The following is a 20774-nucleotide window of genomic DNA, read 5'->3' on the forward strand; positions in this document are numbered from 1 at the left end:
GTCAAGTATGGATTAACCGGCCAGCGCCTGTCGCATCCGGTTGCTGCCGCGATTATGCGCATGGCAGATGGCGATCGCTAAGGCGTCGGCGGCGTCGTTGCCCTTGAATTCGACCTTCGGCATCAGGATCTTCAACATCATGTGGATCTGCTGCTTTTCGCCATGGCCGACGCCGATGACGGCCTTCTTCACGGCGTTCGGGGCATATTCGGAGACCGGCAGGCCGGCGCGCGCCGGCACCAGCATGGCAATGCCGCGGGCCTGGCCAAGCTTCAGGGTCGCCACCGCATCCCTGTTGACGAAGGTCTGTTCGACGGCGGCTTCATTCGGCTTATAGCTGTGGACGATCTCCGCCAGGCCGTCGTGCAATTGGCAAAGGCGGGAGGCAAGGTCCATGTCGCCATCGGAAGTCACTGTTCCAGAGGCGACAAACCGCAAGGAATTGCCTGATGTCTCGATGATTCCCCAGCCGGTGCGGCGAAGTCCGGGATCAATACCGACGATGCGAATCGTATTTTGCATGGTTCAACCTATAGCGATCGCGAAATAAGTGCCATCGATATGTGAACAAAACAAAAACACTCCCGGATTTAGGCCCCGCCATTTACCGCGAATTAAAACAGATGCCTGAATTCTAGTCGTCAATACGAGAGGGGCTTCTTTTCGCGAAGATTAAGCCTCCGATGTTCTGTTTACAGGTCGGTCGATCAGGCATGCGCTGCATGCCCGGCTGGCAAGCGCGTTCAGAAGGGGTTCGTCGTACATGGCACAGAGATTTCAATCCCTGTCCTTCAAGGTCATCGTCACATTCATTCTGCTGACCGTGCTGTCGATCGCGGTCATCGACGTGCTGGCCTATTTCACCAGCAGCCGCATCTCCGACGAGCAGGCGCTGAAGGCCAAGGAAAGCGTGCTGATCTTCCGCGGCGACATGCTGCAGGACCAGCTGACGCAGCTTGAAAACCAGGCCAACTCGATTGCGCGCATCGAGGCGCTGCAAATGTCGATCACCAGCCTGAAGAGCGGCTGGAAAACCATCGAGAAAACCTCGGGCGACGCTCGTGCCGAGCTGAAGAAGGTTTTCATATCGAACAATCCCAACCCGGCCGACCAGCGCGAGAAGCTTATGAAGCCGGAAGGGCCGAGCGGCTTTTATTATTCGAACCATGAGAAGACGCAGGGCGAAGTCGCCCGCGACCTCGAGGATACCGCCTTCAGCGACCTGCTGATCGTCGATCTCGAGGGTACCGCGCTCTACTCCTATAAGAAGGAAGATGATTTCGCCGAAAATCTGAAGTCGGACGCCTGGAAGACAACCGGCGCCGGCATCGCTTTCGCCAAGGCGATCGAGAATACCGCCAAGGCGACCGATGACGCCGCGCCGACTGGCTTCTCCGGCCTTCGCGTCGATGCCGGCACCGGCAAATCGGCGATCTTCTATGCCGTGCCGATTATCAAGCTTGGAGCGGCCAAGGGCATCATCCTCTTCAAGGTGCGTGACGACATCGTCACCGGCATCCTCTCCAAGGGAATCGTTCAGGGCAGCACGGCGCGGGCGGCGATCGTCTCCGGCGATGGCTCCGCCGTCGGCCTCGACGGAAGCGGCAAGCTTGCGACGCTCGATGCGACGCCCTTCACCTTTATCCAGAGCGCGCTTGCCAGTTCGGCGATGACGGTTGCCGATTTCGACCGGGCGGACGGTACGGCTCGTGCCTATGTCCGCGGCATCGACTATCGCGGCGACCGCTTCCTCGTTGTCGAGAGTGTGCTCTTGAGCGAGCTCAATGCCGGCTCGATCGAGATCGCCACCTTGCTGACGATGATCGGCATCGGCGTGCTCGTCGTCATGGCGGTCGCGACCGGGCTCGTCACCAATTTGCTGTTTTCGCCGCTTGCGCGGCTTGCCGGCGTCACCCGCGATGTCGCCGATGGCAAGCTCGACAGCGAGATCGGCAGCCTGAACCGCAAGGACGAGATCGGCACGATGGCCAATGCGCTCGACCGCTTCCGCCACTCGCTGATCGAGAGCCGCGAGCTCGAAGCCGCCAGCGAGGAGACGCGCCTGCGGGCCGAGCAGGACCGCCAGCAGAATCTGGCCGAGCGTGAGGCCGAGGCGAAAACGCTGCAGCAGGTGGTCGAGGCGATTGACGAGGGCCTGCATCATCTGGCGAGCGGCGATCTCGCCTATCAGATCGATACCCGTTTCCCGAACGAACTCGAAAGCCTGCGCGTCAATTTCAACGAGGCGCTGGCGACGCTCAGCGAAACCATGACGGCCATCGGCGGCAACTCGATGGCGGTGCGCGCCGGCTCCGAAGAGATGCGCACCGGCGCCGACGAACTTGCCGGGCGCACCGAGCGCCAGGCCGGCTCGATCACCGAGACGGCGAATGCGATCAGCGCCATCACACAGTCGGTCCGCCGGCAGATCGAGCGAGCCGAGCAGGCCGAGCGCATCGCCCGCGACGCCAAGAAGGAGACGACCGGCTCAGGCCAGATCATGCGCGAGACGATCGCGGCGATGGAGGCAATCCAGGTCTCCTCGCGCCAGATCAACACGATCATCTCCGTCATCGACGACATCGCCTTCCAAACCAACCTCCTGGCGCTCAATGCCGGTGTTGAGGCAGCGCGTGCGGGTGAATCCGGCAAGGGCTTTGCCGTCGTCGCCATGGAAGTGCGCGAGCTTGCCCAGCGCTCATCGAGTGCGGCCAAGGAGATTTCCAGCCTGTTGCAGAAATCGACGCATGAGGTGGAAAGCGGCGTTACGCTTGTGGAAAAAGCGGGCGTTGCACTGACGGGCATCGGCGCCCATGTCGAGGCGATCAACGGGCAGATCAACGAGATCATGAGTGCGACCCGCGAGGAGGCCAATACGCTGCGCGAGATCAATAGCGCCGTTGCCGAACTCGACGCGATGACGCAGCAGAACGCCTCGATGGTCGAGGAGACGACGGCGGCTATCCACCGGCTGGCGACGGAAGCCCTGGAAATGGACCGCCAGCTCGGCAATTTCACGCTGCCGCATGGCCATCACCAGCCGAGCGCCGAGGTGCATGTGCTGCGCCGTCAGCGGTAAGCTACACCTTTCCACATTGCATAAGGGCCGCGCTGGCGCGGCCTTTTTTGTTTGCGCGCATGGTTTGGAATGGCGCGGGTGCGAACCTACATAGACGGCATCGTTCAACTGCCCGGCAGGTTTCCCATGGTTCCCTTCTCCATACTCGACCTTTCCCCCGTTGCCGAAGGCAGCACCGTGCGCCAGTCCCTCGAGGCCTCGGCGCGGATGGCTGTGAAGGCCGAGGAATTCGGTTACAAGCGCTTCTGGCTTGCCGAACATCACGGCATGCCGGGGATTGCCAGTGCTGCCACCGCCATCGTCATCGGCCATGTCGGGGCTGCGACAAAGCGCATCCGCATCGGCTCCGGCGGCATCATGCTGCCCAATCATTCGCCGCTCGTCATCGCCGAGCAGTTCGGCACGCTGGAGGCGCTCTTCCCCGGCCGCATCGATCTCGGCCTCGGGCGTGCACCGGGAACGGATATGCGCACGGCACAGGCGCTGCGGCGCAACCTCGAGGCCGGCGCAAACAGCTTCCCCAACGACGTGGTGGAACTGCAGCAACTTCTCGATACGCCGGTCGAGAACCAGGCGATCCTCGCGGTTCCCGGCAATGGTTCACATATCCCGATCTGGCTGCTCGGCTCCAGCCTCTACAGCGCCCAGCTCGCAGGCATGTTGGGCCTTCCCTATGCCTTCGCCTCGCATTTCGCGCCCGACATGCTGCTCGATGCGATCGCGATCTATCGCGACCGCTTCCAGCCCTCGGCGACGCTCGACAAGCCGCATGTGATGGTCGGCGTGATGGGCGCGGTGGCGGCGACGGATGAGGAGGCTCGCTATCATTTCACTTCCGCAGAGCAGCAGTTCGTCAATCTGCGCCGCAATGTCCGCGGCCCGTTCCCGCGTCCGGTGGCCGATATGGCGGACTTCTGGTCGCCGATGGAAAAGATGAATGTCGAACACACGCTGCGTTATGCCGTGGTCGGCTCGCCGAAGACGGCCGAGGCGAAACTGACGGAGTTTCTACAGGAAACGCAGGCCGACGAGGTGATCATCTCGATGCCGATCCACGACATCGAGGCGCGGCTGACATCGGTGGAACTTTTCGCGGGGCTGGGAAATTTCATGCGAGCCGCCGCGTAGGGCAGGGCGCGCGCGAGGCGGCACTCTGACCGCGCCCCCTTTTCGGCAAGAAAAAACCCGGCGTTGCAGCCGGGTTTTTATATTTGACATCTGCCGGAGGAGATCAGGCCGAGAGCTTCGCCAGCACTTCTTCCGAGACTTCGAAATTGGAATAGACGTTCTGAACGTCGTCATCGTCTTCCAGGCTGTCGATGAGCTTCAGCAGCGACTGGGCTTTTTCCTCGTCCACCGGCACGTTGTTCTGGGCGCGCCAGACGGCCTTGACGGTTTCGGCTTCGCCGAGGCTCGATTCCAGCGCTTTTGCCACTTCGCCGAGGGCTTCGAAGGCGCAGGTGATGTAGTGGCCGTCTTCGTCGGACTCGACGTCGTCGGCGCCGGCTTCGATCGCGGCTTCCATCACCTTGTCGCCATCGCCGACGGAAAGCTTGTAGGTGATTTCGCCGACATGGTCGAAGGAGAAGGAAACGGAACCGGTTTCACCGAGAGCGCCGCCGGCCTTGGTGAAGCTCGAGCGGACGTTGGAGGCGGTGCGGTTGCGGTTGTCGGTCAGCGCCTCGACGATGATCGCCGTGCCGCCGGGGCCATAACCTTCATAGCGGACTTCGTCATAATTTTCGCCGTCCGCACCGGCTGCCTTCTTGATGGCGCGGTCGATATTGTCCTTCGGCATGGACTGAGCCTTGGCGTTCTGGATCGCCAGGCGAAGGCGGGCGTTCATCGTCGGGTCGGGCAGGCCGGCCTTGGCGGCAACGGTGATTTCGCGCGCAAGCTTGGAGAACATTTTCGACCGCACGGCATCCTGACGGCCTTTGCGGTGCATGATGTTTTTAAACTGTGAATGGCCAGCCATGGCACCCCTGTTCACGTCTCATTGTTCGGAATGGGCCGCCTTATAAGAGCGAAACGGCACCCGTTCAAGGAAAAAGCAGTTCGGAACAAAGGCGAGGGGATGACGTTTCAACCGAACTCCATCCAACGGAAAGGAACGGTCATGGCAAGTCTCAGTGAGGCGCAGGAACATCCAGCACGTCAGCTCTGGGATCAGGTCAACGGCGTTCATGCCGGCATGCTCGGAATTTCCGGACTGGACATGCACATGCAGCCGATGGCGCCGCATGCCGATCCCACCACCAACACCATCTGGTTCTACACCAAGACCGACGCCGACATCGTGCGCGCCATCAAGCCCGGCAGCCGCGCGCATTTCTGCGTCATCGGCAAGGATCACGACTATCACGCCTGCCTTGCCGGTGTGATCGAGGTGCATCCTGACCCTTCCAAGATCGAGGAATATTGGAGCTCGATCGTCGCGGCCTGGTATGACGGCGGCAAGAAGGACCCCAAGCTCACCATGCTGTCCCTCCATGTCGACGATGCCGAGATCTGGGTTTCCACAGGCAACAAGCTGAAATTCGGCTGGGAGATCGCCAAGGCCAATCTCGACGACGACAAAATGCCGGATGTCGGCATCAAGCGCCATCTGCAGTTCGCCTGATGCAGCAATTCAAAGTGCTACAGCGTCCTTTGCGCGTCTGAAAAGACGCGCGGCGCTGTAGAAGGAAAACCGCCGGGCCTTTTACTGCACGCCCTTCAACACATAGATCAGCGGCTTTTTCGGCAGCGTGCGCATCGAGACGGTAATGCTGTCATCGGGTGCATTGGCGACGTCGAAATCCTTGCCGAACATCGAGACGAAGGCTTCGACCGGCGGGCCGCGCCGGTGCATCGGCAGGATCAACGACGAGCGTAGCCGCTTGATGACGCGGCTCATGCTGTCGGCGCCCATGGTCAGGCCGCCATCGACGGGGACCATGACGATGTCGAGCCGGCCGATCTCGGTATAATGGGCATCCGTCAGCTCGTAATGCAGGTGGCCGAGATGGCCGATGCAGAGGCCGGCGATCTCGAAGATGAAGATGGAATTGCCGTTCTCATGCGCGCCGCCGAGGCCGTAGCTGAAGCGGATATCCGTGGGGACGTTGCGGATATAAGCATCGCCGACGACGAGATTGACGTTGGCCTTCTCGCCCGGAATGTCGCTCCACCCATGCAGCACATGTTTGATGCCGGGATCGGGGGTCAGGGTATAGTGGGTCGTGTGCGCCTTGTTCATGGTCACGACATCGGGCGGCGTTGCCGGCCTGTACCAGCCATTATAGTCGGTTGCGATAACGATACCGCCGGGCGTATCGATCTCGAAGGTCGAATGGCCGAGGAAGGTCAGTTTGACGTCCTCGCCCTCGGAGACGGCAGGCACCAGCGGCGGGGCGCCGGAAAAGCTTGCGAAGGTCACCTTGGGGATGGTTTGCGCGATCGCCTGGCACTGGCTGACCGGCGGCCGCTGCTCTTGTGCCCCGGCAAGATTCGGCACGGCGAAGGCCGCAAGGCATGCGATAGCGAGGACAAGATATCGCGGCTTCATGCCACCCCTCCGGCGCTCTATCACCCTTCGATCGGCGCATAATCCGTTCCGAAAATCGATTCCGATTTTCGGGGTTATGCGCGAATGGCGGGGAGGATGCGGCATGAGGCCGCAGGGGTCCAGACGGCAGGTTCTCACAATTGCGTGTTGAACGGCGCCTGTCGCCTGTTACCGCCAGAACTCCGGCACCGTCTCGGCCAGCCGCGGCCCGAGCCGGAGTGGCGCGATCTTTTCGGCAAGTCCTGTCGTATCCGAGATTTCCACGCCGACGCCGCAGATCGTCGCGGGGCCGTTCGCGGCTTCCATGCGGCCCTTTGGCATCTTGGAGATGAAGCGGTTGAGCGGCTCCTCCTTGTCCATGCCGAGGGAGGAGTCGTAGTCGCCGCACATGCCGGCATCCGACATATAGGCGGTGCCGCCGTTCAGGATCTGTGCGTCGGCGGTCGGTACATGCGTGTGGGTGCCGACGACGAAGCTGGCGCGGCCGTCGACGAAATGGCCGAAGCACTGCTTCTCGCTGGTCGCCTCGGCATGGAAATCGAAGATGATCGCGTCGGCCTGTTCCTTCAGCGGGCAGGCGTCGAGGATGACCTCCGCCGATTTGAAGGGGTCGTCGAGCTCGGGATGCATGAAGACCCGGCCCATGACGTTGGCGACGAGCACGCGCGCGCCGTTCCTGGCATAGAAAAGGCCGGAGCCGCGGCCGGGCGTGCCTTGCGGATAGTTGGCCGGCCGCAGGAATTGATCGTGGCGGCCGGCAAAAGCGACGGCTTCCTTCTGGTCCCAGACGTGATTGCCCGTCGTCACCACGTCGGCGCCGGCATTGATCGTTTCCAGAAAGATGTCCTCGGTGATGCCGAAGCCGCCGGCGGCATTCTCGCCGTTGACGACGACGAAATCGAGCTTGAGGTCGGAAACCAGGCCGGGGAGGCGGTCCCACACCGCCGTGCGTCCCGTCTTGCCGACCATGTCACCCAGAAAAAGCAGCCGCATTCCCTATCCAATCCAAGAGGCAAAAAAGCGAAGGCCGCTTTCTGTCAGGATGGCATCCAGGCTTATGTCGTGCGGCTCGTCGGGCACATGTGCCACTTCCTGGCAGTCGAATGCAATGCCGATCAGCTTCGGATGCAGGCCTTTTTGCCTTAGCCGGCTGATGGCGCGGTCGTAGTGGCCGGCGCCGTAGCCGATGCGGTGGCCGCGGGCATCGAAGGCCGAAAGCGGCACCAGCATGATCTCGGGATCAAGAATGGCGGCATCCGCACTGGGGCCGACCGTGCCGAAACCAGTATCGATGAGGGGCGCACCTTCCGCCAGCTCGCGAAAGACGATCGTCTGCCGATCGAGGATCGCCGGCACGCAAAGCCGCGCCCCGCGCACGGCAAAGCGCGCCATCAGCGGCCTGAGATCGGCTTCCGAACGGATCGGCAGGAAGCCGGAGACGATCGTATCCAGCGCAAAACCGACGGCCTCGCCGGCATGGTCGGCCATTGCGAGGCTTTTGGAGGCGCGTTTCTCGGCGGGGATAGCGTCGCGGGCCGACAGCCGTTCGTTGCGCAGCTGCGCTTTCAATTCTTTCGCGGTCATTGGATCTGCCGGTTCTGAGAGATTTACCCGAGCATAGACGGCGGGATGTCCGATGCAAATGCCGGATGCGACGATATCACGCTCGTTTCACGCCTCGGCCGCCGGCAGCAGCGGTCGTCAGGCGACGATGCTTGTCGGTATTGTCGCCGTGGCGATGGAGAAGCCTGCTATATTGGCCCCAGCCTGCCGGTCCTGCTGCCGCAACTCGCGCATCGCCTTTTCGAGCACTTGCTTGAGTTCGCGCACAACCGCCTTGAACTCTTCCATCGTTTCGCGATCATCGGCCGAAATGCCTGAAAATTTCGGGGCATCCTCGGCGACGCTCGCATAGGCGTTGCGGGCGTTGGCGGCGGCGTCCGGTTCCTGCGAGCCGGTCTCGCCGGCCGCAGTTTCTCTTGAAGTATCCGTCAGCGCAGCAGCGGCCGCGCTCGTTGCAACTGCTGTCGCACCCGTGGTTGCATCCACCGGAACAGCCGTTGCGGGGCTGCCGGTCGCGACTGATGATGCGAATTCGGAGGCGGCGGTGCCGACCTTGCGCGCCAGTTCGGCGGCCAGCCGGGCGACCACCTCAGGAGCCATGTTGGAGCTGCGCAGCATCTCCAACTCCTGTTTTGCCTCTTCGAGCTTGCGTTGCGCCTTCGCCTTGGCCTCGTCTCCCGAGTTCGCCAAGGTCTGGCGCATCTGCTGCAGCGCCTGGGTGGCGCGCTGCAGCTTCAGCACGCCTTGATCGGTCTCGCTTCCGGCGGCCGTAATGGCTGCCGTCGAAGACGCGCCGCGCAAGATGATGGAGGCAGACGTGGTTGCAACCTGCATGAACAATTCCCCGATTTTAAATTCGGGCCCCGATTGCGATTCGGGCGCATTCTGCAACGTCAGACTTGCGTGGACCTGTGTCTCTGGGATTCGGGAAGCGCAGCGGCCAGCCGCTGCATCGTCTCGTCGAACAGAGGGGCTCCGCCGGGTGCCCAGCCGAGTGCTCGGATTTTCGCAGTGTTCATGGGATTGAGCGCGACGCTATCGACAGGGGCCGGCAGCGCGTGCCGACAGCCCGTCTCGCGGCGGATGGCTGAAAGGATATCGCGCGTGTCGACTGGCATGTCCGAGACGTTGAAGACTTCGCCGGAGATGCGGGTGCTTTCCGTTTCCAGCATCAGTCTCACCGCCCGACCGAGGTCGCGGCCGTGAACTTCCGTTCCCAGACGGGCGGCAACCGGCTGGCCGGCGAGGTAATCGGCGATAATGCCGTCCCATTTGTTCGGCGAGAGATCGCCATAGACGCCGGTCGCCCTCAGGCTTACGCCGGCAAAGCCCGGTGTGGAGAGATGGGCAAGCGCGCGTTCGGTATCGAGCTTGACCTGGCCGTAGAGTGTTTCGGGCTTGGCCAGCATCGTCTCCGTCAGTTCGGTTGCCTCGGGATGTTCGCCGTAGGCGGCGCGGCTGGACAGGAAGACGCAGCGGCGCGTGCCGGCGCGTTTGGCGGCTTCGAAAAGCCGGACAGTGCCGTCGAGGTTCAACCTGTGGAAGGTCTTCGGATCGTCGCCCTCGCCGCCGCGATATTTGCCCGGAGCATGGCTGAAGGCGGCGTGGACGAAGAAATAGGCGTCGTCGAAGACGTCGATCTGATCCTTGTCGGGTTCGAGCGAAAGCGCTGCGAACTCGACCGGGCGGGAGAACAGGCGGGGCAACGGCGCGTGGCGCCCGCCGACGATCACCTGATATCCGGCGGCCAGCAGTTCCTCGACGACATACCGGCCGACGAGACCCGTTCCACCCGATACAAGTACCTTCATGCTGCCCCTTCCGGATTGTCCAGCGCCGTGATCTCAGGCACGTCGCCGCCATCATGGAAACGGTGCCACAGATCGATCAAAGGTTGTAGTCGCGCTGCCTTGGGATGATCCTTTTCCCACGGTTTTTCATACTGGTAATGCAGGATCGAAATGCTCTTCCAGTCCCAAAGGTCCGGCATGGTGAACCATACATATTGCAGCATGTTGAAATAAACCGGCAGGCCGTGCCAATCCGGGAAGAATGTCTCGAGAAAGGTCTGATCGGTGCGCCGCCAGAAGGCGTCCGGCCTGTCGAGCCTTTCGAGCATGTGCCGGAACGTGTCATGCGAGGGCGTCGCGACGAAGACGCCGGAATTCATGCGGCGGAAGTCGGCGAGGTTTTCGTAGACATTCGGGGCGGCGGAAAATTCCGGATAGAGGAAGAGCCTGTCGACGTTTTTCAGCACGAGGGCGTCGGCGTCGATGAAGACGCAGCGCTGGTATTCGACGAGCTGCCAGAGCCTGAGCTTGCAGAAATTGTCGAGCGGCGAATGGAAATCCGGCTTGCGGCCCTTGGTGAAAGGGGCTGTCGAATGGAGCTCCCCACGCGCATGGCGTTCGTTGAAGGCCGCAGACAGCGGCAGGTGCTCGACCTCGATCAGGCGGCAGTCGAGCGCTTCGAGTGGTGAGAGGGCGGCTTTGTCGACGCCACCGGTGTGGAGGACGACGATGTCGGCGTCGGTTCCGGTTCGGCGCAGGGAATGGGCGAGAGCGGTCGCTCCCATGGCGTAGTCGGCATTGGTGACGAGGGTGACATAAGCGAAGCGATGAGATGGTCGCGTGGTCACGTGCGCCATTGCCGCATTTCCTCGTTCCTGTCCTTGGTCAGGCCCAAGAACAGGGTGTGCCGTGGCCACCCCCCTCTGCCCTGCCGGGCATCTCCCCCACAAGTGGGGAGATTAGCTAGGCGCGACGGCTTCCCCAGGCAACCGGCGTCCAGCACAGCAAAACGGTAAATGGGTAGGAAGCGCGAGCCGCTTGTGATCTCCCCACCTGTGGGGGAGATGCCCGGCAGGGCAGAGGGGGGCTCACACGGTATGCCCTCTCCTTCCCACATAAACTGACTTGGTAAGGGAGTCTCCATGGGGCCTTCCAATATGAACACGCCCTCGCTCACGACACCGACTTCAGCCGCTTGCCTTCCGGATCGTGATTGATCGTCGCGGCGATATCCTTGGTCCAGGCGGAGACGGCCGGCACGCGCGAGCGGTCGACGCGATAGGCGAACTTCTTCGCGACATCGACGATCTCGCCGAGCAGGCCCGCTTCCAGCGTGATCGGTTCGAGGCCGAGATCGCGGAATTTTTCGTTCCGGACGATCAGCTCGTTCTCGGCGGCTTCCTTGCGCGGGTTGGGCAGCCAGGCAATCTTGGCGCCGCTCATCCTGGCGATCATCTCGGCAAGGTCGCGCACCCGGTGGGTTTCTGTCATCTGGTTGAAGATCTCGACGCGGGCGCCGCGAGCCGGCGGGTTTTTCAGCGCCAGCTCGATGCAGCGGACCGAATCCTGGATATGGATGAAGGCGCGGGTCTGGCCGCCGGTGCCGTGCACCGTCAGCGGATAGCCGATCGCCGCCTGGATGAGGAAGCGGTTCAGCACCGTGCCATAATCGCCGTCATAGTCGAAACGGTTGATCAGCTGCGCGTGGCGGCGCGTCTGCTCGGTATGCGTGCCCCAGACGATGCCCTGGTGCAGATCGGTGATCCTCAGACCATCATTCCTGGCGTAGAACTGGAAGAGAAGCTGATCCAGGCACTTGGTCATGTGATAGATCGAGCCGGGATTGGAGGGATAGAGGATCTCCTGGCTGACCGTCTCGCCGCCTGCGGTTTCGATGCCGACCGGCAGGTAACCCTCGGGGATCGCCGCCCCGACCGTCGAATAGCCGTAGACCCCCATGGTGCCGAGATGGATGAGATGGGCATCGAGATTGAGTTCCGTCAGCCCGTTCAGCAGATTGTGCGTGGCGCTGACATTGTTGTTGACGGTGTAGTTCTTGTGGCGGTCGCTCTTCATCGAATAGGGCGCGGCCCGCTGCTCGGCGAAATGGATGACGGCATCCGGGCGGTGTTCGGAAAGCCAGTTCTTCAGGAGTTCGTAATCCTTGGCGAGATCGATCAGATTGAAGTGGATGCGCCGTCCGGTTTCGGCATGCCAGATGCGGGTGCGCTCCTGGATCGAATCCATCGGGGTCAGCGACTGAACGCCAAGTTCGGTGTCGATCCAGCGGCGCGAGAGATTGTCGAGAATATGGATGTCGTGCCCGGCATCGGAGAGATGCAGCGACGTTGGCCAACCAATGAAACCGTCTCCGCCCATAACCGCAATCTTCATCGCATCGTCTCCTGATTGGTCGTTCATTATCGGGAATAGTTAGGAATTGTGACAATCATTCAATGCCTGCCGGCCGGGCATTCAATGCTTGCCTGCCGGGAAGCGTTGCGCCAAACAGGGCACCTGAGTTTGGAGAAAATTATGACGGAACGCCCTTTTTCCATTTCGGGAGAGCTGACGGAGGCCGGACACCGCCTCGTCCAGCGGGTCTATTATGAAGATACGGACTTCTCCGGCCTGGTCTATCACGCCCGCTACCTGCATTTCCTGGAGCGCGGCCGCACCGATTATCTGCGCTGCCTCGGCGTCGAGCAACGCGAACTCGTCAGTGCCGACGAGGAGGGGTTGGTTTTCGTCGTCCATCGCATGGAGATCGACTTCAAGAGCCCGGCGCGCATGGACGATGTGCTGACGATCCTGACGCATACGGAAAAAGCCGGCGGCGCCAAGATGGTGCTCAATCAGCAGATCCGTTCGGGCGAGACGCTGCTGATCGCCGCCAAGGTGATCATCGCCGTCATCAACGCCCGGGGGCGGCCGAGGCGGCTGCCGGAAACACTGGCGATGAAATTCCTGGAGGGCAGCACGCCATTGTAGTCAGAATCGCTTGAAATTCAGCTCTTGTCAGAACTTGAGTTTTATGTGAAGGAATTCCCGCGCCGCAGGATGAGCGCTCTTTCGGCAGCCGGACCTTGCCCCGGTCAAGTAATCCATGGAACGAAATCTTCCAAACACAGGCTTACTGTCACAGTCCGGCACTAACGATCTATTAACCATAATAGTGTCTTACTGGGAAAGTCGGAGTTTGTGCGGTGCACGCCTTCCTTTGACCAAATTTGACGGCAAGAAGGCGGAAGATGAGCTTGGAAGTTTGACCAGGGCTTTGGGCGGCGGCCGCCGGACACTTCTTGCGAGATCAGTTTGTGCCGCCCGGTCTAGCGCCGGGCGTTTGGATTCGGGGATTTTGGACCAATGGAACAAGTAGGATTGGCAGCAGCAACGACGGACGTCAGCCTCTGGTCGCTTTTCATGCAGGCCGGCATCGTCGTCAAGCTCGTCATGCTCGGGCTCATCGCAGCCTCGGTGTGGACGTGGGCGATCGTCATCGACAAATATCTGGCCTATGGCCGCGCACGGCGCCAGTTCGACAAGTTCGAGCAGGTGTTCTGGTCGGGCCAGTCGCTGGAAGAACTCTACCGCTCGCTGTCGGAACGCAGCAATACGGGGCTGGCGGCGATCTTCGTGGCCGCCATGCGCGAGTGGAAGAAATCTTTCGAACGCGGCGCCCGTTCGCCGATCGGCCTGCAGATGCGTATCGACCGCGCGATGGACGTGACGCTCGCCCGTGAGACTGAATTTCTCGGCGCTCGCCTTGGATCGCTCGCGACCATCGGCTCGGCCGGCCCGTTCATCGGTCTGTTCGGCACGGTCGTCGGCATCATGACCTCGTTCCAGGCAATCGCCGGTTCGAAGTCGACCAACCTTGCGGTCGTCGCGCCCGGTATCGCCGAAGCGCTGCTTGCCACCGCGATCGGCCTCGTCGCCGCTATCCCGGCGGTTATCGCCTACAACAAGTTCTCTGCCGATGCCGGCAAGCTTTCGGGCCGCATGGAAGGTTTCGCGGATGAATTCTCCGCCATACTTTCGCGCCAGATCGACGAGAAACTGCAGCCGCGCGCTGCCGCTCAGTAACCAACGGAGTATTCTCACATGGGTATGGCTGTTGGAGGTAATGGCGGTGGGGGCGGCGGACGCCGCCGTCGCGGCGGTCGGAACAGGGCCGTGATTTCCGAAATCAACGTGACGCCGCTCGTCGACGTCATGCTGGTGCTTTTGATCATCTTCATGGTCGCGGCACCAATGATGACTGTCGGCGTGCCGATCGATCTGCCGGAAACGCAGGCCAAGGCGCTGAATTCCGAGACGCAGCCGATTACCATCTCAGTCAAGAATGACGGCGAGGTGTTCCTGCAGGAAACGCCGATCCCGGCGGCGGAGATCGCCGCCAAGCTCGAGGCGATCGCCACCACCGGCTATAACGAACGTATCTTCGTGCGCGGCGATGCGACCGCGCCTTATGGCGTCATCGCCGATGTCATGGCCCGTATTCAGGGCGCAGGCTTCAAGAATATCGGCCTCGTGACGCAGCAGAAGAAGGACCAATAGCGCGCAAAATGAAGGCCAGTGTCATCACATCTGCTGTTTTGCACGGCCTGGTGCTCACCTGGGCGATGGTGTCGCTCGGCGCCCCGGAATCCTTCAAGGTGGAGGATTTCGAGGCGATGCCGGTCGATCTCGTGCCGGTGGAATCCATTACCCAGATGCAGCAAGGCGACAAGAAGGCTCCGAAGAAGGAGACTTCTGCGCCCGTGCCGACGACGCGGCCACCGATTGCGCAACCGGCCGAGAATGCCGGTGACAACAATGTCGACATGAAGACGCCGCCGGTGCCGAACGCCAAACCCAGCAATACGGAGGCTGCCGCGGCGAATTCGAGCGACAAGCCGATGCCGAAGATCGACCCTAAGCCGAATGACGTCAAGGAGATCGTCAAGGAGGAAACGGAAGTCGAACAGCCGAAGGAGGTCGCTTCCATTCCGCCGCCGAAGCCGGTCGAAGTAACGCCGCCGAAGCCCGAGGAAAAGCCGCCGGAAGAGCAGGCCAAGCCGGAGGAACCGCCGAAGCCGGACGCCGAGGCGCTGCCGGACAATGTACCGACGCCTGTCGCCAAGCCGCAGGTGAAACCGCCGGAACCACAGAAGCCCGTCGAAAAGCCGCCGGAAAAGACTGCGGATCAAGCGAAGACCGCCGACACACCGACCGACAAGAAGAAGGCGGACAAGAAGCAGGAAACGGCGAAATCCGCCTCATCGATGAAGAGCGACTTCAATGCCGACGAGGTTGCTGCGCTGCTGAATAAGACCGATCCTTCCGCTGGGGGTGCGAAGCGCTCGACGCAGGAAGCATCGCTTGGTGCGAAGAAGAGCAATGGTGGCGCTTCCCTTAGCCAGAGCGAGATTGATGCCGTACGCGGCCAGATCTCTGGCAACTGGACGGTTGTTTCCGGATTGGCCGGCGCCAACGAGGTTCATCTTAAGGTTCGTGTTCAACTTGATCAGGCCGGTAATGTCGTTGGCGATCCCGAGGTCATTGCTTCAGGCGGGCCGGATTCAACACGCCAAGCGCTCAAGAGCAGTGTCTACCGCGCTGTTATGAAATCATCTCCTCTCAAAAATCTGCCTGCAGACAAATATGAGGGAGAAAACGGCTGGAACGAGATGGATCTCAACTTCGATGCCAGCGATCTGGGAATCTAAATGTTGAGTAGCTTATCCCATTTCGCGAAGTCCATCGGGGCGCTGACGATGTTAATGGCTGCTTTCTCACTGCCGCCTGATGGACATGCGGAGGCGATGGGTCGGGAAAAAACTGACTCAAAAGCAGAGATTTTAAGTATGCCCGTTATCGATGCGATGCGAAATGCCATCGCAAATCGTTTTGTCCTTCCTGCGGACCTGAAGGATGCCGCCAGCGTTCATTTAAGGTTCCGTGTGCGCCTCGATAGGGACGGTCGCATTATCGGAACTCCCGACGCGGAGGTTAGTGGTGGCAGCGAACGGACACGTAAAATCATTGCCGACGCAGCTCTTCGCGCAATTGTCCGTGCAGCTCCTTACGCGATGCTTCCAAAAGACAAATACGATGCCTGGAAGGAAGTCGTTTTGTACTTCGACGCCAGCCAACTGAACCTATAAAGTGCTGAAAGGCTTGTTTTGATATGGTCAAGTGTTCCCTCATCCGCGCCCTCATGGTCGTCGCCGGTCTAGTCGGGGCCGCAGTCTTTACGACCCCGGCGAACGCGCTTGTCGAGATCAATATCAACAAGGGTAATATCCAGCCGCTTCCGATCGCGGTGACTGATTTCCAGGGCGACATGGGCGCGCAGGTCTCGCAAGTCATCGCCGCCGACTTGCAGCGGTCCGGTCTCTTCGCACCCATCAACAAAACCGCCTTCATCGAGAAGATTTCTAATCCCGACGCTTCGCCGCGCTTCGAGGACTGGAAGGTCATCAATGCCCAGGCGTTGGTCACCGGCCGGGTTACCAAGGAAGCGGATGGCCGCCTTCGCGCCGAATTCCGCCTGTGGGATACTTTTGCCGGACAGCAGATGGCCGGTCAGCAGTTCTACACGCAGCCGGAGAACTGGCGCCGTGTGGCTCACATCATCGCCGATGCGATCTACAAGCAGATCACCGGCGAAGAGGGTTATTTCGACACCCGCGTCGTCTTCGTCTCCGAATCCGGCACCAAGCAGCAGCGCAAGCGCCAGCTGGCGATCATGGATCAGGATGGCTTCAACGTGCGGATGCTGACGGATGGCAGCGATCTCGTGCTGACGCCGCGCTTCTCGCCGAGCCGGCAGGAAGTGACCTACATGTCCTTTGCCAACCAGCAGCCGCGGGTCTATCTGCTGCAGCTGGAAACCGGGCAGCGCGAGGTCGTCGGTAACTTCCCCGGCATGACCTTCTCGCCGCGCTTCTCGCCGGATGGGCAGAAGGTGATCATGAGCCTGCAGCAGGATGCCAATTCCAACATCTATACGATGGACCTGCGCTCGCGCACGACGACGCGGTTGACCTCGACGGCGGCGATCGACACGTCGCCCTCCTATTCGCCTGACGGCGCACGCGTCAGCTTCGAAAGCGACCGCGGCGGAAAGCCGCAGATCTACGTGATGAACGCCGATGGTTCCGGCCAGACCCGTATTTCCTTCGGCGACGGCTCCTATTCGACGCCGGTCTGGTCGCCGCGCGGCGATCTCATCGCCTTCACCAAACAGGCCGGCGGCAAGTTCTCGATCGGCGTGATGAAGCCGGATGGTTCCGGCGAGCGCATCCTGACGACCGGCTTCCACAATGAGGGCCCGACCTGGGCGCCGAACGGCCGTGTGCTGATGTTCTTCCGCCAGGCGGCGGGGTCGGGCGGTCCGCAGCTCTATTCGATCGATCTGACCGGTTACAACGAGCAGCTCGTGAAGACGCCGACCTACGGCTCCGACCCCGCCTGGTCGCCGCTTATGGAGTAGGCGATGCGCTGCTGCCTTCTTGTCGCCCCAAAGTCATGGAACCGAACGGCCAAGGGACAAAGTAGCAAATTGTTAACCATAAACTTTGAGGGGCGGTTAACCGAGTGCGGTTACTGTCCGGAAACCCTGATGAAATCGCAAGGAGACCGGCCATGAGCCGAATTCATACCCCGGCAATGAGCCGCATGCAGAATTTCGCCCGCAACCCCGTCATGATCGCGCTTATCGCCGGCCTTGCGCTCTCAAGCTGCGCCAAGAAGCCGCCGAACAGCGCCGGCGACCTCGGCCTCGGCACCGGTGCTGGCGGCGCTGCAACGCCGGGCTCGGCCCAGGACTTCACGGTCAATGTCGGCGACCGCATCTTCTTCGATACCGACTCCTCGTCGATCCGCGCCGATGCTTCGCAGACGCTCGACCGTCAGGCGCAGTGGCTCGGCCGCTACCCGAACTACCAGATCACCGTCGAAGGCCATGCCGACGAACGCGGCACGCGCGAATATAACCTCGCGCTCGGCGCCCGCCGTGCGGCTGCCGCCAAGGACTATCTCGCTTCGCGCGGCGTACCGGCGCAGCGCCTGAAGACGATCTCCTACGGCAAGGAACGTCCGGTCGCCGTCTGCGACGATATTTCCTGCTGGTCGCAGAATCGTCGCGCGGTTACCGTGCTTGGCGGCGCCGGCATGTAATTGCCGAGCAACAATTCGCTTTTTCGACAGGCGGTCCCATCAGGGACCGCCTTTTCTTTTTGACCACACTTTGGCCAGACTCCGTTGCTTTTTGAAAGCAATTGGAAAAGTCTCCTGTTCGTGCCATCGAGGTGCGAAGAATCACTGGGACAGGACGATACATATGAAGAAACTTGTCGTGGCAGGCATGCTGTGCCTCGCGGCTGTGACCGGAAGCGAACGGGCGGCCTATTCCGCCTCGTTCTTCGGGCTACATCTCGGCGGCCGATCCGCGGAAAACCAGGCGGCGCCGCCCGTCGTCAAGGTGCAGAGCGGCGACGCGGAGGTCCGCGTGCAGCAGCTCGAAGAGCAGCTGCGGCAGCTGAACGGCCGGATCGAGGAGATGAGCTTTCAGCTTCTGCAGATGCAGGAGACCATCCGCAAGCAGCAGGAAGACAATGAATTCCGCTTCCAGCAGCTCGAAAAGACCGGCGCAGGCGGTGCCGTCAAGGCCCCTGTCAAGAAGAGCGAGACCGATGCCGCTCCGGCAGCCTCCGGCGGGGACGACATTGCCAAGGTGATCCAAGCACCGCAGGGAGCCGAAACGGCTCCCTCCACCAGCGTGCCGGAGAATAGCGGCCTCGGCCAACCGCCGAAGGAGCTCGGCTCAATCGATTTCGATCAGAACGGCAATCCGATCGGCGGAAGCGTCGACGAAAATGCCACGATCGGTTCCGGGCCGATTCCCGATGCCAATACCAAAACGCCGCAGCAGACCGCCTCGCTTGGGAGCGAGGCCGACCAGTACAAGGCCGCCTATGGCCACGTGCTATCCGGCGATTACAGCACGGCCGAACAGGAATTCACGCAGTATATCACCCGCTACCCGAGCAGCGCGCGGGCGGCGGACGCCAATTTCTGGCTCGGCGAAGCGCTCTATTCGCAGGGCAAGTACAATGAGGCGGCCAAGACCTTCCTCAATGCGCATCAGAAATACGGCACATCGGAAAAGGCGCCGGAAATGCTGCTGAAGCTCGGCATGTCGCTTGCGGCCCTCGACAATAACGAGACGGCCTGTGCGACGCTGCGCGAAGTGTCGAAGCGTTATCCAAAGGCTTCGCGTGCCGTCATAAGCAAGGTTGCGAGCGAACAGAAGCGCCTCTCCTGCTAAGGTCTTCCGGAATGTCTCCGGAAGCCGCATTGCCTCAACTGGCGATCCTCCAGTTTCTCACGTCGCTTCAAAGCCCCGCACGCATTCTCGTCGCGATATCAGGCGGCAGCGATTCCACCGGCCTGCTTCTTCTGCTCGATGAAGCCGTGAAGGCCGCGCCCCATCTCAAGATTTCCCTTTGCGCTGCAACCGTTGATCATGCGTTGCGCGCCGGCTCCGCAGACGAGGCGCGTAAAGTCGCAGTCCTTTGCGCATCGCTCGGCATTCCCCACATCATCATGATCTGGCAGGGCGACAAGCCGAAAACCGGCATCATGGCTGCGGCCCGAGAGGCACGCTACGGCCTGCTTGCGACCGCCGCCAATGACTTCAAAGCCGATCTCATTGTTACGGGGCATACGTTCGACGACCAGCGCGAAACGCTTGCCATGCGTGGGATGCGAACGGAGCAGGTTTCGACCGGTATTGCAGATGCGGTGCTCTTCGACCGGCGGTTCTGGATTTTACGGCCGCTTCTTTTTTCCACGCGGGCAGATATTCGCGCGTTCCTGAAGGAGCGGGGCGTGCCGTGGATCGACGATCCCAGCAACGAGGATATGAAGTACGAGCGCGTGCGGACGCGCCGGCAGCTTTCGGCCGATGCCGGTGCTGAGAGGAATATCCGCGCAGCCTGGGAAGAGCGACTGGCTCTTTCAACCAAGGGGGCAGAGTGGCTGGATCGTCACCTCACGCTTCACGGCGGTCTGCTCGGGCAGGTGATGCCTGATGGGTTGCGGCAGGACCGCGCAGTCCTCGACTATGTGCTCGCCCGTCTGGCAGCCATTTTCGGTGGGCGGCCATTCGTGCCGGGGAGGGGGCAGATGGAGCGGGTTCTCACATTTGCCACCGGCAGCGGGCTTGGACGAATGACCGCCGGCAGGGTGGTGTTCGATCTCAGGCGCGACGGGCTTTATCTGGCGCGCGAGAGCCGGGGGATATCGCCGCTGGTATTGCGGCGCGGCGAGGCCGGGGTTTGGGATGGCAGGTTCGGGGCCGTAAATAGGTCTGGAACGACTATAGGGGTGGAAGCCCAGGCCGGACACTCCCTCATTCCTGTGTTCGTCACAGGAATCCAGCCACCGCGCGTCGGCGCGGTGAATGACTCAACAATGCGTGAAGAGTCTCCCGCGCCCAAGGACTTGGGCGCGCTGGATTCCTGTGACGAGCACAGGAATGAGGGAGGGTTGGGCAGGGCCCTTCCCAAGGGGGCATGGAGGCGCGCCATCGCTTCGGCGCCAGTTATATTTGCCAAAGGGGATCTTTTATCTCCAGAATCCGCCGGAGCAATCGAACTGACACCCTATTTCGCACCCTTCGACCGCTTTTTGACACGATTTGACTTCATCTTTGCGAATAGGCTTTCGGCGGTTTTCGCGACGGCGCCCTATGCGAGGCTGCCTTTAAGAAGTATTGACGGAAAAACCATCTGACTTAGGG

21 protein-coding genes are annotated in these 20774 nt (G+C 61.3%); 12 read left to right on the forward strand and 9 right to left on the reverse strand.

Annotation, left to right across the window (positions count from 1 at the left end; translation table 11 throughout):
• Positions 1-12: 12 nt before the first annotated feature.
• Positions 13-522, reverse strand: coding sequence for a crossover junction endodeoxyribonuclease RuvC (ruvC, locus tag FFM53_RS17285; protein ID WP_138390921.1), 510 nt, complete (start codon positions 520-522; stop codon positions 13-15).
• A 241-nt stretch (positions 523-763) separates the two neighbouring features.
• On the opposite strand from ruvC, the gene FFM53_RS17290 reads away from it, so the two are divergent.
• Positions 764-3079 carry a methyl-accepting chemotaxis protein gene (locus tag FFM53_RS17290; RefSeq protein WP_138390920.1) on the forward strand — a complete coding sequence of 772 codons (2316 nt, stop codon included), beginning with the start codon at positions 764-766 and terminating at the stop codon, positions 3077-3079.
• A gap of 126 nt (positions 3080-3205) precedes the next feature.
• Positions 3206-4207 (forward strand): LLM class flavin-dependent oxidoreductase, encoded by a 1002-nt coding sequence (locus FFM53_RS17295; RefSeq protein WP_138333548.1) that lies wholly within the window; start codon positions 3206-3208, stop codon positions 4205-4207.
• A gap of 103 nt (positions 4208-4310) precedes the next feature.
• Here the strand turns inward: FFM53_RS17295 and FFM53_RS17300 are convergent, their stop codons facing one another.
• On the reverse strand, positions 4311-5057 hold the full coding sequence (locus tag FFM53_RS17300) for a YebC/PmpR family DNA-binding transcriptional regulator (RefSeq protein WP_011653412.1): 747 nt from the start codon (positions 5055-5057) through the stop codon (positions 4311-4313).
• Between the two features lie 141 nt (positions 5058-5198).
• Between FFM53_RS17300 and FFM53_RS17305 the strand changes: the two genes are divergently transcribed.
• Positions 5199-5702 carry a pyridoxamine 5'-phosphate oxidase family protein gene (locus tag FFM53_RS17305; protein WP_029871965.1) on the forward strand — a complete coding sequence of 168 codons (504 nt, stop codon included), beginning with the start codon at positions 5199-5201 and terminating at the stop codon, positions 5700-5702.
• An 81-nt stretch (positions 5703-5783) separates the two neighbouring features.
• Here FFM53_RS17305 and FFM53_RS17310 read toward each other — a convergent pair whose 3' ends face one another.
• The 7 genes from FFM53_RS17310 to FFM53_RS17340 form a co-directional block, all read right to left on the reverse strand.
• Positions 5784-6629, reverse strand: coding sequence for an MBL fold metallo-hydrolase (locus FFM53_RS17310; RefSeq protein ID WP_138390919.1), 846 nt, complete (start codon positions 6627-6629; stop codon positions 5784-5786).
• 168 nt (positions 6630-6797) lie between these two features.
• Positions 6798-7622, reverse strand: coding sequence for a TIGR00282 family metallophosphoesterase (locus tag FFM53_RS17315; RefSeq protein ID WP_025395924.1), 825 nt, complete (start codon positions 7620-7622; stop codon positions 6798-6800).
• Positions 7623-7625: 3 nt separating this feature from the next.
• Positions 7626-8213 (reverse strand): 5-formyltetrahydrofolate cyclo-ligase, encoded by a 588-nt coding sequence (locus FFM53_RS17320; RefSeq protein ID WP_138390918.1) that lies wholly within the window; start codon positions 8211-8213, stop codon positions 7626-7628.
• 117 nt (positions 8214-8330) lie between these two features.
• Positions 8331-9026, reverse strand: a complete 696-nt coding sequence (locus FFM53_RS17325) for a hypothetical protein (RefSeq protein WP_138390917.1) — start codon at positions 9024-9026, stop codon at positions 8331-8333.
• Between the two features lie 59 nt (positions 9027-9085).
• A complete protein-coding gene (locus FFM53_RS17330) occupies positions 9086-10003 on the reverse strand; it encodes an NAD-dependent epimerase/dehydratase family protein (protein ID WP_138390916.1) in 918 nt (305 codons plus the stop codon).
• On the reverse strand, positions 10000-10839 hold the full coding sequence (locus FFM53_RS17335) for a glycosyltransferase (RefSeq protein WP_138390915.1): 840 nt from the start codon (positions 10837-10839) through the stop codon (positions 10000-10002). The genes FFM53_RS17330 and FFM53_RS17335 overlap by 4 nt, the downstream gene beginning before the upstream one ends.
• Positions 10840-11155: 316 nt before the next feature.
• Positions 11156-12376, reverse strand: coding sequence for an NAD-dependent epimerase/dehydratase family protein (locus FFM53_RS17340; RefSeq protein WP_138390914.1), 1221 nt, complete (start codon positions 12374-12376; stop codon positions 11156-11158).
• Positions 12377-12517: 141 nt separating this feature from the next.
• Between FFM53_RS17340 and ybgC the strand changes: the two genes are divergently transcribed.
• From ybgC to tilS, 9 genes are all read left to right on the forward strand, one after another.
• Positions 12518-12973 (forward strand): tol-pal system-associated acyl-CoA thioesterase, encoded by a 456-nt coding sequence (gene ybgC, locus FFM53_RS17345; RefSeq protein ID WP_064651280.1) that lies wholly within the window; start codon positions 12518-12520, stop codon positions 12971-12973.
• 375 nt (positions 12974-13348) lie between these two features.
• Positions 13349-14068: a protein TolQ gene (tolQ, locus tag FFM53_RS17350; protein WP_003552507.1), complete on the forward strand. Its 720-nt coding sequence runs from the start codon at positions 13349-13351 to the stop codon at positions 14066-14068.
• Between the two features lie 18 nt (positions 14069-14086).
• Positions 14087-14542, forward strand: a complete 456-nt coding sequence (tolR, locus tag FFM53_RS17355) for a protein TolR (protein ID WP_003542730.1) — start codon at positions 14087-14089, stop codon at positions 14540-14542.
• Between the two features lie 8 nt (positions 14543-14550).
• Positions 14551-15693 carry a hypothetical protein gene (locus FFM53_RS17360; protein ID WP_138390913.1) on the forward strand — a complete coding sequence of 381 codons (1143 nt, stop codon included), beginning with the start codon at positions 14551-14553 and terminating at the stop codon, positions 15691-15693.
• Positions 15694-16131 (forward strand): cell envelope integrity TolA family protein, encoded by a 438-nt coding sequence (locus FFM53_RS17365; protein WP_138390912.1) that lies wholly within the window; start codon positions 15694-15696, stop codon positions 16129-16131.
• A gap of 23 nt (positions 16132-16154) precedes the next feature.
• On the forward strand, positions 16155-17462 hold the full coding sequence (gene tolB / locus FFM53_RS17370) for a Tol-Pal system beta propeller repeat protein TolB (protein WP_138390911.1): 1308 nt from the start codon (positions 16155-16157) through the stop codon (positions 17460-17462).
• 152 nt (positions 17463-17614) lie between these two features.
• The gene (gene pal / locus FFM53_RS17375) at positions 17615-18148 is read left to right on the forward strand and encodes a peptidoglycan-associated lipoprotein Pal (RefSeq protein WP_138390910.1); all 534 of its coding nucleotides are present in this window, start codon (positions 17615-17617) and stop codon (positions 18146-18148) included.
• Between the two features lie 163 nt (positions 18149-18311).
• A complete protein-coding gene (gene ybgF, locus FFM53_RS17380) occupies positions 18312-19298 on the forward strand; it encodes a tol-pal system protein YbgF (RefSeq protein ID WP_138390909.1) in 987 nt (328 codons plus the stop codon).
• Positions 19299-19309: 11 nt separating this feature from the next.
• Entirely contained in the window at positions 19310-20767 is a 1458-nt protein-coding gene (gene tilS / locus FFM53_RS17385; RefSeq protein ID WP_138390908.1) for a tRNA lysidine(34) synthetase TilS, read from the forward strand.
• The last annotated feature ends 7 nt before the right edge of the window (positions 20768-20774 follow it).

Source organism: Rhizobium indicum (genome assembly GCF_005862305.2).
GTDB classification, from domain to species: Bacteria; Pseudomonadota; Alphaproteobacteria; order Rhizobiales; family Rhizobiaceae; genus Rhizobium; species Rhizobium indicum.

What these genes read in the sequence shown, in the direction of transcription:
- ruvC (WP_138390921.1), bottom strand. Translation starts at nt 522, where the DNA reads ATGCAAAATACGATTCGCATCGTCGGTATTGATCCCGGACTTCGCCGC.
- FFM53_RS17290 (WP_138390920.1), top strand. Translation starts at nt 764, where the DNA reads ATGGCACAGAGATTTCAATCCCTGTCCTTCAAGGTCATCGTCACATTC.
- FFM53_RS17295 (WP_138333548.1), top strand. Translation starts at nt 3,206, where the DNA reads ATGGTTCCCTTCTCCATACTCGACCTTTCCCCCGTTGCCGAAGGCAGC.
- FFM53_RS17300 (WP_011653412.1), bottom strand. Translation starts at nt 5,057, where the DNA reads ATGGCTGGCCATTCACAGTTTAAAAACATCATGCACCGCAAAGGCCGT.
- FFM53_RS17305 (WP_029871965.1), top strand. Translation starts at nt 5,199, where the DNA reads ATGGCAAGTCTCAGTGAGGCGCAGGAACATCCAGCACGTCAGCTCTGG.
- FFM53_RS17310 (WP_138390919.1), bottom strand. Translation starts at nt 6,629, where the DNA reads ATGAAGCCGCGATATCTTGTCCTCGCTATCGCATGCCTTGCGGCCTTC.
- FFM53_RS17315 (WP_025395924.1), bottom strand. Translation starts at nt 7,622, where the DNA reads ATGCGGCTGCTTTTTCTGGGTGACATGGTCGGCAAGACGGGACGCACG.
- FFM53_RS17320 (WP_138390918.1), bottom strand. Translation starts at nt 8,213, where the DNA reads ATGACCGCGAAAGAATTGAAAGCGCAGCTGCGCAACGAACGGCTGTCG.
- FFM53_RS17325 (WP_138390917.1), bottom strand. Translation starts at nt 9,026, where the DNA reads ATGCAGGTTGCAACCACGTCTGCCTCCATCATCTTGCGCGGCGCGTCT.
- FFM53_RS17330 (WP_138390916.1), bottom strand. Translation starts at nt 10,003, where the DNA reads ATGAAGGTACTTGTATCGGGTGGAACGGGTCTCGTCGGCCGGTATGTC.
- FFM53_RS17335 (WP_138390915.1), bottom strand. Translation starts at nt 10,839, where the DNA reads ATGGCGCACGTGACCACGCGACCATCTCATCGCTTCGCTTATGTCACC.
- FFM53_RS17340 (WP_138390914.1), bottom strand. Translation starts at nt 12,376, where the DNA reads ATGAAGATTGCGGTTATGGGCGGAGACGGTTTCATTGGTTGGCCAACG.
- ybgC (WP_064651280.1), top strand. Translation starts at nt 12,518, where the DNA reads ATGACGGAACGCCCTTTTTCCATTTCGGGAGAGCTGACGGAGGCCGGA.
- tolQ (WP_003552507.1), top strand. Translation starts at nt 13,349, where the DNA reads ATGGAACAAGTAGGATTGGCAGCAGCAACGACGGACGTCAGCCTCTGG.
- tolR (WP_003542730.1), top strand. Translation starts at nt 14,087, where the DNA reads ATGGGTATGGCTGTTGGAGGTAATGGCGGTGGGGGCGGCGGACGCCGC.
- FFM53_RS17360 (WP_138390913.1), top strand. Translation starts at nt 14,551, where the DNA reads ATGAAGGCCAGTGTCATCACATCTGCTGTTTTGCACGGCCTGGTGCTC.
- FFM53_RS17365 (WP_138390912.1), top strand. Translation starts at nt 15,694, where the DNA reads ATGTTGAGTAGCTTATCCCATTTCGCGAAGTCCATCGGGGCGCTGACG.
- tolB (WP_138390911.1), top strand. Translation starts at nt 16,155, where the DNA reads ATGGTCAAGTGTTCCCTCATCCGCGCCCTCATGGTCGTCGCCGGTCTA.
- pal (WP_138390910.1), top strand. Translation starts at nt 17,615, where the DNA reads ATGAGCCGAATTCATACCCCGGCAATGAGCCGCATGCAGAATTTCGCC.
- ybgF (WP_138390909.1), top strand. Translation starts at nt 18,312, where the DNA reads ATGAAGAAACTTGTCGTGGCAGGCATGCTGTGCCTCGCGGCTGTGACC.
- tilS (WP_138390908.1), top strand. Translation starts at nt 19,310, where the DNA reads ATGTCTCCGGAAGCCGCATTGCCTCAACTGGCGATCCTCCAGTTTCTC.